The organism is Sphingobium fuliginis (assembly GCF_015074805.1).
In the GTDB taxonomy this organism is placed as follows: Bacteria; Pseudomonadota; Alphaproteobacteria; order Sphingomonadales; family Sphingomonadaceae; genus Sphingobium; species Sphingobium fuliginis.
Map to the genome: position 1 here is coordinate 1,463,359 of NZ_CP060035.1, position 13,219 is coordinate 1,476,577.

12 protein-coding genes and 1 tRNA gene are annotated in these 13,219 nt (G+C 63.7%); 6 read left to right on the forward strand and 7 right to left on the reverse strand.

The window, feature by feature from the left end; all coding sequences use genetic code 11:
* Nucleotide 1 precedes the first annotated feature (1 nt).
* Nucleotides 2-1,672, reverse strand: a complete 1,671-nt coding sequence (locus H5V43_RS06810; protein WP_099185977.1) for an MFS transporter — start codon at nucleotides 1,670-1,672, stop codon at nucleotides 2-4.
* Between the two features lie 205 nt (nucleotides 1,673-1,877).
* Here H5V43_RS06810 and H5V43_RS06815 point away from each other — a divergent pair, with 205 nt between their 5' ends.
* The 5 genes from H5V43_RS06815 (at nucleotide 1,878) to pgl (ending at nucleotide 7,737) form a co-directional block, all read left to right on the forward strand.
* Entirely contained in the window at nucleotides 1,878-3,086 is a 1,209-nt protein-coding gene (locus H5V43_RS06815; RefSeq protein ID WP_025550992.1) for an acetyl-CoA C-acetyltransferase, read from the forward strand.
* Between the two features lie 134 nt (nucleotides 3,087-3,220).
* Nucleotides 3,221-5,398 (forward strand): 3-hydroxyacyl-CoA dehydrogenase NAD-binding domain-containing protein, encoded by a 2,178-nt coding sequence (locus tag H5V43_RS06820; protein ID WP_025550990.1) that lies wholly within the window; start codon nucleotides 3,221-3,223, stop codon nucleotides 5,396-5,398.
* A 139-nt stretch (nucleotides 5,399-5,537) separates the two neighbouring features.
* A complete protein-coding gene (galE, locus tag H5V43_RS06825) occupies nucleotides 5,538-6,557 on the forward strand; it encodes a UDP-glucose 4-epimerase GalE (RefSeq protein ID WP_025550988.1) in 1,020 nt (339 codons plus the stop codon).
* Nucleotides 6,554-7,042: a YbaK/EbsC family protein gene (locus tag H5V43_RS06830; RefSeq protein ID WP_025550986.1), complete on the forward strand. Its 489-nt coding sequence runs from the start codon at nucleotides 6,554-6,556 to the stop codon at nucleotides 7,040-7,042. The genes galE and H5V43_RS06830 overlap by 4 nt, the downstream gene beginning before the upstream one ends.
* Nucleotides 7,043-7,047: 5 nt before the next feature.
* Complete coding sequence (gene pgl / locus H5V43_RS06835) at nucleotides 7,048-7,737, forward strand: 6-phosphogluconolactonase (protein WP_025550984.1); 690 nt, start codon at nucleotides 7,048-7,050, stop codon at nucleotides 7,735-7,737.
* A 2-nt stretch (nucleotides 7,738-7,739) separates the two neighbouring features.
* Here the strand turns inward: pgl and H5V43_RS06840 are convergent, their stop codons facing one another.
* Nucleotides 7,740-8,003 (reverse strand): hypothetical protein, encoded by a 264-nt coding sequence (locus H5V43_RS06840; protein ID WP_025550982.1) that lies wholly within the window; start codon nucleotides 8,001-8,003, stop codon nucleotides 7,740-7,742.
* 54 nt (nucleotides 8,004-8,057) lie between these two features.
* On the opposite strand from H5V43_RS06840, the gene H5V43_RS06845 reads away from it, so the two are divergent.
* Nucleotides 8,058-9,203, forward strand: a complete 1,146-nt coding sequence (locus H5V43_RS06845) for an aminotransferase class I/II-fold pyridoxal phosphate-dependent enzyme (RefSeq protein WP_025550980.1) — start codon at nucleotides 8,058-8,060, stop codon at nucleotides 9,201-9,203.
* A gap of 278 nt (nucleotides 9,204-9,481) precedes the next feature.
* On the opposite strand, the gene H5V43_RS06850 is transcribed toward H5V43_RS06845, so the two are convergent.
* The 5 genes from H5V43_RS06850 to H5V43_RS06870 all read right to left on the reverse strand — a co-directional run bounded on the left by H5V43_RS06850 (nucleotide 9,482) and on the right by H5V43_RS06870 (nucleotide 13,211).
* Nucleotides 9,482-9,566: transfer RNA gene (locus H5V43_RS06850), tRNA-Leu, on the reverse strand.
* Between the two features lie 34 nt (nucleotides 9,567-9,600).
* Complete coding sequence (locus H5V43_RS06855) at nucleotides 9,601-10,740, reverse strand: tyrosine-type recombinase/integrase (RefSeq protein WP_025550978.1); 1,140 nt, start codon at nucleotides 10,738-10,740, stop codon at nucleotides 9,601-9,603.
* 3 nt (nucleotides 10,741-10,743) lie between these two features.
* Nucleotides 10,744-11,061, reverse strand: coding sequence for a helix-turn-helix domain-containing protein (locus H5V43_RS06860; protein WP_025550976.1), 318 nt, complete (start codon nucleotides 11,059-11,061; stop codon nucleotides 10,744-10,746).
* A gap of 258 nt (nucleotides 11,062-11,319) precedes the next feature.
* Nucleotides 11,320-11,580 (reverse strand): hypothetical protein, encoded by a 261-nt coding sequence (locus H5V43_RS06865; RefSeq protein ID WP_025550974.1) that lies wholly within the window; start codon nucleotides 11,578-11,580, stop codon nucleotides 11,320-11,322.
* Nucleotides 11,577-13,211 (reverse strand): tail fiber domain-containing protein, encoded by a 1,635-nt coding sequence (locus tag H5V43_RS06870; RefSeq protein ID WP_193666795.1) that lies wholly within the window; start codon nucleotides 13,209-13,211, stop codon nucleotides 11,577-11,579. The genes H5V43_RS06865 and H5V43_RS06870 overlap by 4 nt, the downstream gene beginning before the upstream one ends.
* Nucleotides 13,212-13,219 lie beyond the last annotated feature (8 nt).

Here is a 13,219-nt window from a genome sequence, read left to right on the forward strand (position 1 = left end):
ATCAGCTCGACCGGGTGGGATCGGTCATGGGATCGCCCATCTCGCGCGGGTCGGCCGAGCGGCCCAGCGGCAGAGAACCCGTCTGCCGCTCCAGCATGCGGTGGACGACCGGCGGATTGGGGCCGCTGTGCAGGGCGTGGATGGCTTCGCTGTTCGCCATGTCGGCAACGGTCCGGCGGCTGTTGTGGCGGACATAGTCCAGCCAGGTCGACACATGATAGCGCTCCACCCACAATTCCGGATCGCCCAGATCGCGCAGCAGCGACCAGCCATGGGCGCCGTCGCGGCGACGGATGCGGCGGCGTTCGCTCATCGCCGCCAGGAAGGGGACGACAGATCCGGCGGCTATGCGATATTCTATGGTGACGACCACCGGGCCGCTGCGGGGCTCGATCGGAACGGCGGTCTGCGGCTCACGCCACAGGTTCTGGAGGTCGAGATTCTCCTCGCCCGTCTGCGCCAGCGGACGCGCATAGCCGATCAGGGCCGAGGCGAACTGGACAGCTGCCGCGCCATAGAGGGCGGTGACGACGCCATGATCCTCCGCCATGGTGCCGAACAGCCATGCACCCCCGGCCATGCCGCCGAAGGCGACCATCTGATACAGGGCAACAGCCCGCGCCACGACCCAGCGAGGCGCCGACATCTGGACCGAAACGTTGAAGGTCGAAAGCGCGATCACCCAGCCCGCGCCCGCCATCAGCAGCCCCAGCAACGCAACGACCAGCCAGTCGCTGACCGCCATCAGCACCGTCCCGGCCGCAAGCGCCATGGCGGCCGAGCGCACGATGGTCTCGACCGAAAAGCGGCGGCGCAATTGCCCCGTCGACAGCGCCCCCAGCACCGCGCCGATGCCGAAGGCGCCGCTGAGCGCGCCGAATGTCAGCGCGCCGCCGCCCAGCAGCTCGCGCGCCACCAGCGGCATCATCGCTGAAACGGCGCTTGCCCCGATGCCGAATGCCGCGCTTCGGAGCAGCACGACCTGGATATTGGGCGACATGGCGACATAACGAACCCCTGCGCGCATCGCGAGGCCGATGCGTTCGCGCGGGAGGAGTTGAGGCGGCCGTTCGGGACGCCAGCGGGCAAGCACGGCGACCAGCCCCACATAGCTGATGGCGTTGACCAGAAAGGCCGTCGCCGCACCGGCGGCCGCGACGATGACGCCGCCCAGCGCCGGGCCGATGCTGCGCGCCATGTTGAAGCCCATGGAATTGAGCGAAACGGCATGGGGCAAGGCGGCGCGCGGCACCATGTCCCCGACCGACGCCTGCCAGGCCGGTCCGTTGATCGCGGTGGCGCAGCCGACGAGGAAGGTGAAGCCCAGCAGGGCCCAGGGCGTCACCCAACCCATCCAGGCGAACAGCGCCAGCAGGGCGGAGACGATGAGCATGAACAGCTGGCAGATCAGCATGACCACCCGCCTGTCGCTATTGTCCGCCACCGCGCCTGCCCAGAGCGACAGCAGCATGATTGGCAGGGTCGTCGCCGCCGGAACCAGCGCGATCATCTGGGGCGAGGCGGAGAGCGAGGTCATCATCCACTGCGCGCCGACGGACTGGATCAGCCCGCCGAAGTTGGAGGCGAGGCTGGCCCACCAGATCGCGCGGAAGATCGGGATCGACAAGGGCGACGGCGCTTGGGAGGGGTCCGACTCTGACACGCTTTCCATGAAGCGGAATAAGGCGGGCGGGTCAAATCCGCGAATCATTAAAAGAATTGAAAAGGGTTGAAACGTCCGCCGGAGGACGAGGCGGGGCCCCTTTGGCGGGATGACGTTACGGTCGGGCGGGCTGACGATTGAGGCTTGCACTTTACGTAAACGTAAATACATTCGCAGCGAACATCCGGCGCCCAGCGGAGAGGAATGGAAAGCCATGGAAGCCTTTATCTACGATGCCGTCAGGACGCCCCGGGGCCGGGGCAAGGCCGACGGGTCGCTGCACGAAATCACCCCGATCCAGCTGGCGACGCAGATGCTGCAGGCGGTGCGGGACCGGACGGAGATCGACACCGCCGATGTTGATGACGTCATACTGGGCTGCGTCAGCCCGGTGGGCGAACAGGGCGCGGACATCGCCCGCGTGGCGGTGCTGAACGCCGATTACGCCCAGACCGTGCCGGGGGTGCAGATCAACCGTTTCTGCGCTTCGGGGCTGGAGGCCGTGAACATGGCCGCCGCCAAGGTCTATTCCGGCGAAGCGGGCCTTGCCATCGGCGGCGGCGTCGAGTCGATGAGCCGCGTGCCCATGGCTTCGGACGGCGGCGCATGGGCGATGGACCCGGCGGTCGCCTACAAGACCTATTTCGCGCCGCAGGGCATCGGCGCCGACGTGATCGCGACCAAGTTCGGGATCAGCCGCGACGATGTCGACGCCTATGCCGTGGAGAGTCAGAAACGCGCCAAGGCCGCCTGGGACGAGAAGCGCTTCGCCAAATCCATCGTGCCGGTGAAGGACGTCATCGGATCGGTCGTGCTCGACCATGACGAGCATATGCGGCCTGACGCGACGATGCAGTCGCTCGGCAGCCTGAAGCCGAGCTTTGCCGCGCTGGGTGAGGAGATGCCGGGCTTCGACACGATCGCCCTGCTCCGCTATCCCGAGCTGGAGAAGGTCAATCACGTCCACCATGCCGGCAACAGCAGCGGCATTGTCGATGGAGCGGCGGCAGTGCTGGTCGGCAACAGGGAAATGGGCGAGAAATATGGGCTGAGACCCCGCGCCCGGATCAAGGCCATGGCCTCTATCGGGTCGGAGCCGCTGATCATGCTGACAGGGCCTGAGTTCGTGGCGGGCAAGCTGCTCAATCGGGCGGGGATGAGCAAGGCCGACATCGACCTGTGGGAACTGAACGAGGCCTTTGCCAGCGTCGTCCTGCGCTACATGCAGGCGATGGACCTCGACCATGGGCAGATCAACGTCAATGGCGGCGCGATCGCCATGGGCCATCCGCTGGGCGCGACCGGGGCTATGGTGCTGGGCACGGCGCTGGACGAGCTGGAACGCAGCGGCAAGGGCACCGCGCTCATCAACCTGTGCGTCGGCGCGGGCATGGGCACGGGCATCATCATCGAGCGCGTTTGAACATTGGAGCCGTTCGTCCTGAGTAGCCATTGAGCCCGTCGAAATGGCGTATCGAAGGATCAATGCTTCGATACGGGTCTTCGACAAGCTCAGCCCCTACTCAGCACGAACGGAGGTAGGAAAGGTTGCCTCAAATGCAGACCATCAATTTCGACATCGACGCCGACGGCATCGCAACCCTCACCATTGATGTTCCCGATCAGTCGATGAACGTCATCGGCCCGGATTTCCTGGCCGATCTGGACGCGGCGATCACGCGCATTTCCTCCGAGGAGGAGATCAAGGGCGCGGTCATCGCGTCGGGCAAGAGCAGCGGCTTCATGGCGGGCATGGACCTCAAATATTTCGGGTCGATGCTGGTCAGCGAAAATGGGAAACGCCCCTCCCCCGCAGCGATCTTCGACAAGGTTTTCGTGCTGAACCAGTTGTTCCGGCGGCTGGAGACCTGCGGCAAGCCGATCGCCTGCGCCATCGAGGGGACCTGCGTCGGCGGCGGGTTCGAACTGGCGCTGGCCTGCCATCGCCGGATCGTCGGGGACAGCCCGAAGACGCAGTTGGGCCTGCCCGAAATCCTGATCGGCCTGTTCCCCGGCGGCGGCGGGTCGCAGCGCCTGCCGCGCATCATGGGGGTGCAGGCGTCGCTGATGTACATGTTGCAGGGCAAGCTGTTCCGTCCCGCCGACGCAGCGATGATGAAGGTGGTCGATCAGGTCGTGCCGCAGGGCACGGCGGTCGAAGCCGCGCGCGAATGGGTGAAGGCCAATCCCAACGCCTTCGTGCAGCCCTGGGACGTCAAGGGCTTCAAATTCCCCGGCGGCGCGGGCGGCTTCAATCCGGCCTTCGTCCAGACCATGGCGGGCGCCCTGCCGATGACGCTCAAGCAGACCCAGCGCAACATGAACGCGCCGATCGCGCTGCTTTCGGCGGTCTATGAGGGGGCTTTCCTGCCCATCGACCGGGCGATCCGGGTGGAGAGCAAATATTTCGCCAAGGTCGCGGCCGACCCGCAGGCGGCGAACATGATCCGCAGCCTGTTCGTCAACAAGCAGGCGGCTGAGCGCGGAGCGCGGCGGCCCAAGGACCAGCCCAAGGCGCCGACGAAGAAGCTGGCCATGCTGGGCGCGGGCATGATGGGCGCAGGGATAGCCACCGTGGCCGCGCAGGCGGGGATCGAGGTCGTGCTGTTCGACCGCGACCAGGCCTATGCCGAAAAGGGCAAGGCGCATGTCGAGGAGGTGCTGAAGAAGCGGCTGGGCCGGGGCATGACGCCGGAGAAGATGGCGGAGACCCTGGCCCGCGTGACGCCGACGACGGATTATGCCGCGCTGGCCGGAGCGGACTTCGTGATCGAGGCGGTGTTCGAGGATGTCGCGATCAAGGCCGAAGTGACCAAGAAGGTCGAGGAGGTGCTGGGCTCGGATACGATCTTCGGGTCGAACACCTCCACTTTGCCGATCACCAAGCTGGCGAAGGCGTGGAGCAAGCCGGAGAATTTCATTGGCATCCACTTCTTCTCGCCGGTCGAGAAGATGCCGCTGGTGGAGATCATCCTGGGCAAGGAGACCGGGCCGGCCGCCATCGCTAAGGCGCTGGATTTCGTGGCCCAGATCAGGAAGACGCCGATCGTCGTCAATGACTCGCGCGGCTTCTATACCTCGCGCTGCTTCGGCACCTATGTGCAGGAGGGCGTGGAGATGGTGGCGGAGGGGATCAATCCCGCGCTGATCGAAAATGCCGGGCGGCAACTGGGCATGCCGGTGGGGCCGCTGGCGGTGGGCGACGAGGTTTCCATCGAGCTGGGCCACAAGATCGTCGTCGCCGCGCAGAAAGAGCTGGGCGACGCCTATGTCGCGCAGCCGTCCGACGCGGTGATGGCGCGGATGGTCGAACTGGGGCGGCTGGGGCGGAAAAGCGCCAAGGGCTGGTATGACTATCCCGAGGGCGGCAAGAAGCATCTCTGGCCGGGACTGGAGGAGATGTTCCCGCGCGCCGCCGTGCAGCCCGATGTCGAGGAAGTGAAGGAGCGGCTGCTCTACCGCCAGTTGATCGAATGCGCGCGCTGCTTCGAGGAAGGCGTGCTGGAGACGCCGGAGGATGGCGACATCGGGGCGATCTTCGGCTGGGGCTTCGCGCCCTATACCGGCGGACCGTTCAGCCATATGGACACGGTCGGCATCGGCCATGTCGTCGCGGTGCTGGAGCGGCTGGCGGCGACGCATGGGGATCGCTTCGCGCCCACGGTCCAGTTGCAGGACATGGCGGCAAGCGGCGCGACTTTCTATCGCCCCGTTTCGTCCCGCGCCGCGGCATGAATGGGGTGGGAATCGTCACGAAGCTGATCTAGTCCTGACAGGCAAAGGGCTGTAACCTTCTCATTCGTCATGCTGGACTTGTTTCAGCATGACGGGGGAGAATGGCGGCGGCCCTGATCTATCGGGAGACCTTCATCTTATGAGCGAAAAGCCGTCGGTTCTGGTCACGGGCGGGGCCGGCTATATTGGCAGCCATGCCGTATTGGCGCTGCGCGACGCGGGCTATGGCGTCGTGGTGATCGACAATCTGGTGACGGGGTTCCGTTGGGCGGTGCCGGACGATGTGGCTTTCGTCGAGGGCGATATTTCGGATCAGCCGCTGGTGCAGAAGGCCCTGCGCGATCATGGCGTGAAGGCGGTGATGCACTTTGCCGGATCGGTGGTGGTGCCGGAATCGGTCGAGAACCCGCTCAAATATTATCATAACAACAGCGCCAAGACCCGCGACCTGATCGAGAGCGTCGTCACGGTAGGCGTGCCGCATTTCATCTTCTCCTCGACGGCGGCGACCTATGGCATTCCGGAGGAAAGCCCGGTCCGGGAGACCACGCCGCAGCGGCCGATCAATCCCTATGGCATGTCTAAGCTGATGACCGAATATATGCTGCGCGACGTCAGCGCGGCGCATGCGATGAATTTCTGCGCGCTACGCTATTTCAACGTGGCGGGCGCCGATCCGGCCGGGCGGACGGGACAGTCGACGGCGGGGGCGACGCATCTGATCAAGGTCGCGGTCGAGGCGGCCTTGGGCAAGCGGAGCCATGTTTCGGTGTTCGGGACCGATTTCGACACGCCGGACGGGACCGGGGTGCGCGACTATATCCATGTCACCGATCTGGCGGCGGCGCATGTGCTGGCGCTGGAGGCGCTGATGGTCAGGCCGGAGCAGAATTATCTGCTCAACTGCGGCTATGGCCGGGGCTTTTCCGTGCTGGAGGTGCTGGACGCGGTCGACCGGGTGACGAACCTGAAGATCGACCGGCGGATGGAGGGACGGCGCGCGGGCGATCCGGATGCGCTCATTTCCGACAATCGGGCGATCATGGGGGAATTCCCATGGAAGCCGCTTTATGCCGATCTGGATCAGATCGTCACCCATGCCCTCGCCTGGGAGCGCAAGCTGACCGAGATACAGCAAAGGGGGAATGGAGGGGAATGAGCGCGGAGTCGGTCCGGGCCTTTTTCTCCGTCCATGCGCCGGATGTCGCCATCATCGACCAGGGGGTGAGCACCGCCACGGTCAATGAGGCGGCGGAGGCCCTGGGCGTGGTTCCGGCGCGGATCGCCAAGACGCTGTCGTTGCGGGTCGGGGATGAGGTCGCGCTGGTGGTGGCGCGGGGCGATGCGCGGCTGAATAACGGGAAGGCGAAGGCGGCGCTGGGCGCCAGGCCGCGCATGCTGGGGCTGGAGGAGGTGGAGGGGCTGACCGGGCATCCGGTGGGGGGCGTCTGTCCCTTTGGGCTGACCTCTCCCCTGCCCGTTTATTGCGACATTTCGCTGCGGGATTTCGAGACGGTGTTTCCGGCGGCGGGATCGCGGACGACTTCGGTGGAGTTGACGCCGGAGCGGCTGGCCGAGCTGACCGCCGCGCGATGGATCGACATCTGCACGATCCCTGAAGACAATCTGGCCGAAGAGAATTGAACGACATGCCTACCGAACATCTTTTCGTCGATGGCGCGCTGGCGGCGGCGGACATGGCGCGGCGGATCGCCGCGATCCTCGGGGATGCCATCGCGGCGCGGGGGGTGGCGACGATCGCGCTGTCGGGCGGGCGCTCGCCAAGGCCCGTGCTGGAGGCTTTGTCGGCGATGGCGCTCGACTGGGGCAAGGTGATCGTGACGCTGGTCGACGAGCGCTGGGTGGCGCCGGACCATGCGGACAGCAATGAGCGGCTGGTGCGCGGGACTTTGTTGCAGGGGAAGGCCGGGGCGGCGCGGTTCGTGCCGATGAAGAATGAGGCGGCGGACGCCTATGCCGGGCAGGCCGAGTGCGAGGCGGCGTTCGCGGCCCTGCCCTGGCCGCTCGACATCGTGCTGCTGGGGATGGGGGAGGATGGGCATACCGCTTCGCTGTTTCCGGGGGCGAAGGAACTGGCGGAGGGGCTTTCCACCCATGCCCTGACGATCGCGGTCACGCCGCCCGCTGCGCCGCATCAGCGCATGTCGATGAGCGCCCGGGCGATCCTTGCGAGCCGGCATATCTTCCTCCAGATCGGCGGGGCGGCGAAGAAGGCGGTCTATGACCGGGCCTTGGCGGGGGGGCCGGTGGAGGAACTGCCTGTCCGGGTGGCGCTGTGCCAGCATGCGGTTTCGGTGGAGGTTTGGATTTCGGAATAGGTTCAGTCGCGCGGCTTGTGCCTGGAGATGAGATAGCGCCAGACGCCGACGAGATTGATCAGGAGCAGCGCGATATTCTGGAAGCCTATGCCTTCGCTGTCTTCCGACAGGAAACCCCAGCCGATCAGGGCGATGGAGGAGGTCACGAAGAGGACGAAAGCCCAGCCCGTGATGCGGCGGCCGAGATTGAGGGAGACGATGAAAGCGGCGATGGTGGCGGCGCCTGCGCCATAATATTGCAGCGCGTCGAGCATGGTTTCGTTCATCCATCGCCAACGCGGCAATTGTGACAAGGTTGCGGCGCGGGTAAGAGGCGACGCATGGTTGCCAATATCGATCCTTTTCACGCCATCGCCATCAGCCGGGAAGCCCACAGGCTGGAGGCCGAGGGGCGATCCATCCTGCATATGGAATTCGGGCAACCGTCCACGGGGGCGCCCTCTGCTGCGATTATGGAAGCGCATGCCGTGCTGGATCGCGACCCCATGGGCTATTGGGAAAGTCCGGCGCTGAAGGAGCGGATCGCGCTCCATTATCGGGAGCGCTATGGCGTGGCCGTGGAAGCGGAGCAGATATTGCTCACCTGCGGCGCTTCGCCGGGGCTGGTGCTGGCGCTGACCAGCCTGTTCGCGCCGGGTGCGCGGGTGGCGACGGCGCGGCCGGGCTATGTCGCCTATCGCAATACGTTGAAGGCGCTGTATCTGGAGCCGCTGGAGGTCGATTGCGGGCCTGCGGAGCGTTACCAGATCGGCGCGGCGGCGCTGGAGGCCCTGGAACCCGCGCCGGATGGGGCGATCATCGCCAGTCCGGCCAATCCCACGGGGACCATCATTCCCGCCGAGGAGATGGCGCGCATCGCAGAGGTTTGCCGGGTGCGGGGCATTCGCATCGTCTCCGACGAGATTTACCACGGGCTCAGCTATGGCGAACCGGCGCGGTCGATGCTGGAATTCGCGCCGGACGCCATCGTCGTGAACAGCTTCTCCAAATATTTTTCCATGGCCGGGTGGCGGCTGGGCTGGGTGGTGTTTCCGCCCGGCCTGATCGACACGGCGCGGGCGCGGATGGGCAATCTGTTCCTGACGCCGCCTTCCCTGGCGCAGCATGCGGGGTTGAAGGCGTTCGACTGCGTCGATGAGCTGGAGGGGCATGTCGCGACCTATCGGCGCAACCGGGAGTTGCTGCTGGCCGCCCTGCCCGCGCTGGGGTTGAAGGAGATCGCGCCGCCGGACGGGGCCTTCTACATCTATGCGGATGTGGGGCATCTGACCAATGACAGCCTGTCCTTCTGCCAGAGATTGCTGCGCGAAACGGGGGTGGCGACGGCGCCGGGGATCGATTTCGATCCGGTCGACGGGCACCGGCATATCCGCTTCAGTTTCGCGGTTTCCACCGATCGGGTGGAGGATGCCATCGCCCGGATGATCCCCTGGTTCAACGCGCAGGGCGGCGGGGCAAGGGATTGATCCATTCCGGCTGGATCGGCAAATTCCTCTGGTATCTTAAATATTTGCGGTTAATCGCTGGGGTGCGACCCGAAGCTTTTACCCTGTAAAAGCTCGCCTGCCCGGCAGCCATGCTGCCGGGCTTTTTAGTGCATGGCCATGTCTGGAAAGAGGGCATCGAACCCGGCGGGGTTCGCAAGGGCGAACCGAACGGCCGCCCGAGCTTATGCGAGGATAGCCAGCGCCGCGGATGCGGCCGCCCGGCGCTTGAGGCAAAATAAGCTTGAGGCTAAATAAGATGGTGCGGGCGGTCGGAATCGAACCGACACTCCTTTCGGAACCGGATTTTGAGTCCGGCGCGTCTACCAGTTTCACCACGCCCGCGTTCAGAACCCCTTGGATTTCCGAGGGTCTAAAGTCAAGCCGCTTCGTCGAACTCATCCATTTCCCCATCGGTGGGGAGCTGGTGGGGAGCACGATAAAGCGCAGAAATGCTGGGGTTCTCAGCGACCAGTTTGAGATGATCCCCCACCTTACGCAGTGCATCCTCTAGTTTTTGAGGTTTCACATGTGCGTAACGTCGGGTCGTCTCGATCACTTTGTGGCCCATCCATTCCTGGATCACGAAGATGTTGACGTCGGCGTCAACCATCCGTGAAGCGCATGTATGTCGGCAGGCGTGAAACACAAAGTCCGGGTCATTTGCAAGCCCCATGTGCACACGGGCCTTCTCCCACCAAGTCCGCAGGCTGCGGCGGGACGGCATGTTCCCAGACTTAATCAAATTGACCAGGAGGTTCCGCACATGCGGACTAAGCGGGATAGTCCGATGGGCTTCCGTCTTGGTCTCCCAGAGGGTCAGGCTGCGCCCGTTGAGCTGGTCGAGCTTGGCCGTCAGGATTTCGTCGCGACGGCAGCCGGTCTCCAAGGCGATCTGGATGACATCCCAGACGTGCTTGGCAGCTCCAGCCTTCTCGTGCTCTCGGCTCAACAGGAAGTCCCTGAGGGCGTTCTCCTCGTCCAAGGTCAGCCACCTGATGCGGCCCTTCTTGGCCTTCTTCCAGGCGAAGGTGATGCCCTCCTCTCCGTCCACTGGGAGCGTCCGGTACTTCCGCTCCTTGCAGAACTTGAGGAAGACGTGGAGGTGCGAGAGGTAGCGGTTGATGGTCCCGGTTGACCGCCCGCTGGCCTTCAGCTTCTTCGCGAGGCTGTCGATCATCTGCGTATCGATCGCATCCAGCCGGGTGTTGCGGCCTATCATCTCCGCAACGATCTCCAGGCGCTGATAGCACAGCTCCTCGGTGTCCGCGCCGTCCCAGAGGATGCCACGGGCCAATTCGATCGTGCTGCCGATGGTGTGGACCTCAGGGGCGCCAGGAGCCATCCCAGGGGCCGGAGGAGCCTCCCCGGATGCCCAGGAGGCCAGGACGGCCTTCTCGTCTGCCTCGGCCTCGGCGTGGGTGTCCCAGCGCTTGCGGTAGCGCTCCTTCCCCCGCTGAAGCTCGACCCGAAAACGTCCGGTCAGCTTTCCGTTTTTCTTGTCCGCATAGATTGCCATTGCTCACTCCAATAGATCGAGCAGCGTGTTGCGTAGGACCTTCCCTTTGGGGGTCAGCGTGTACACAACAGACCGCATGTTGCTGGGGTCCTGGGTGCGTTGGAGCAGCTTGTAGCCGTCCGCGCCGGACCGGAGGCTCTCCGAAAGGTCCAGCAAGTGCCTGCTCATGGTCGTTCGGGAAGACCCGACGATCTCAGCAAGCTCCACCACGCCCTTCCCTTCATTCTCGCAGACCGCGATGAACGACTGGACGAGCGAGAGCGGGGCGCTTTCGCTGATGCTGTTCCTGAATGCGTCGATGATGCGCTTTATCGTCTTCATCGATGCTTGTTCCTTTGCCATCGCTTCGTTTCCCTATAGCATTAGCGGATAGTCCGCAAGTGAGTAACGTCGTCACTTGCAGATCGTTCCTTGCAGGATTTCATAACGGGGACAACGAGAACGAAAAAAGAACCCTCCAGAAAGGAGGGTTAAGGCGAGGGAAAATTGTGGATAACTTTTTGGAAACGAATCTTAACTGCCGTGCCAAATCGCGCCACATTCGCAGCACGACTCGGGCAGGGCGAGCTATGGCAGCGGTCAGAAGAGCGAGAGGAGTTTGTCGCCGAAGATGGATGCGACAGTCACTGCCGCGCCCCCGAGGCCCATGAGGAGAGCCACGCGGGCCTTCTGGTTTGCCTGTTCGGTCTCCAGGGCGACGATACGCGCCTCGTGGTTCTCTTGCGTCTTTACGACGTCCTCCACCTTCTCGGCGGCGTTGTCCTGCTTGGTCTCGATTCGGACCAGCCGTTCCCTCATTTCGAGCATGAGGGTCACGGGGGTCAGGTCATTGGGGGTCATTCAGTGTTCTCAAGGGCCTCGAGCTGGGCCTCAATTCTATCCATGCGCCTACGCTGGTAGGCCGCTTCGAGCGCAAAGCACTCATCATACCGGAGGCCCCAACGGTCCCCGGCTTCCAAGGTCACGCGGGTTTCTCCGGTGTCCTGCTGTTCCGTTCGGGCCGGTTCGAGGACGTTGCCGTCATCGTCCAGTACCTCCGGGATTTCGACCGTCTCGTAAACCGGCTCGGTCTGCTCGTCCCACTGGTCGAAGCAGAGGAGGCCGATCCTCTCAGCGTCTAGGCCCTTCTCAGCGAAGGCATCGCGGACCGCCTGGGCTACAAGGCCCAAGTGCCACCGGGCGTTGTCGCCCTTGGCCTGCACGGCGTCGATGAACTTGTAGCGCTTCCAGTCTACAGCGGCCCAAGCGTCCAGCCATTCGTCAGGGATGGGCGTAATGTCTTGCTTGGCGCGTTCGTCGGACGTGTTGATAGTGCCGGTTCCTGCAAAAAGCTGGTTCCACCGATAAGACGGATGCCCCAACCAAGTATTGTTGTCGCCTCCGGGTCTAAACGCACCATCCCAAACAAAACACAACGCGGCAGAAGTATAAGCGTCATTCACCTTTTGCAAACTGAAACCGCCGTCGTTGCCTCCTACAAGCCTATAGTATCTTGAACCTGATGGAGCATTTGTGTTGTATGTCTGCATGATCGGCTCGCCGCCACCATTGTTACGCACTTGCGCACCCGCAGCAACATTCAAAAACGCATTTGGCGCAGTTGTTTGAGTACCGATCGTTAAAGAGCCGTTACTGGAAATCCGCATGCGCTCAGCACCCGCAACAGCATCATACCAATAGAAATTGTTATCTCCGACATTGCCAATGTCAGAACCCATTTCCCATTTTACCGCTGCGTTCCCGAAGGTTATCCGCGCTTTCCAAGAAGCCGCATCGCTGCTTTGGATCAGGAACTCCGGTGACGACCTTCCGCCAATATGCAGCAAGCGGGAAGGAGTTACGCCGATCCCGGCATTACCGTTTACCAAACGCATCCATTCCGACCCGGAACCACTAAAAACATGTTCAGCGGCATCGTTAACTTTAGCGGCATATGCATTTGCGGAGGCATTGGTTGCGGTTTCTCTCACGATGCCGTCCGTCAATTGCCAGCGGATGCGCGAGACGTTCGCAACGTCTAACCGGGCCACGGGAGCCACGCCGACCCCGACGTTGCCGCTCGCGTCAACGCGGAGCCTTTCGGTCCCATTGGTAGTGATGCCGATGACATTGGCCCCGATCCGGTAAATGCCGGTGTCCTCGTCGTTGGCGAAGCGGATACCTGGCGCCCCCACCGTCCCATCGGGGAATTTGCCCTGCCCTACCCCATCGCGGACGGAGGAGAACGAAAGGAGCAAGTCGGACGCGGAGAGCGCAAGGTCCCTTACGTACCCTTGTACCGGCATGATCCGGTAGGCCTGCCCCGAGGCCGTGGCGCCCTTGTAGGCACTCGCGAGGGTCAGGGAGGTGGCGGAGACGACCGCCGCGATTTCGTAGGCGAGACCGTCAGGTCCCACAAAGGCCTGTCCGGCATCAACGTAAGTGGTCCAGGAGGTCCCAGCGCCCGTTACGGTCGTGCCATTGTTCGTCACGGACACTG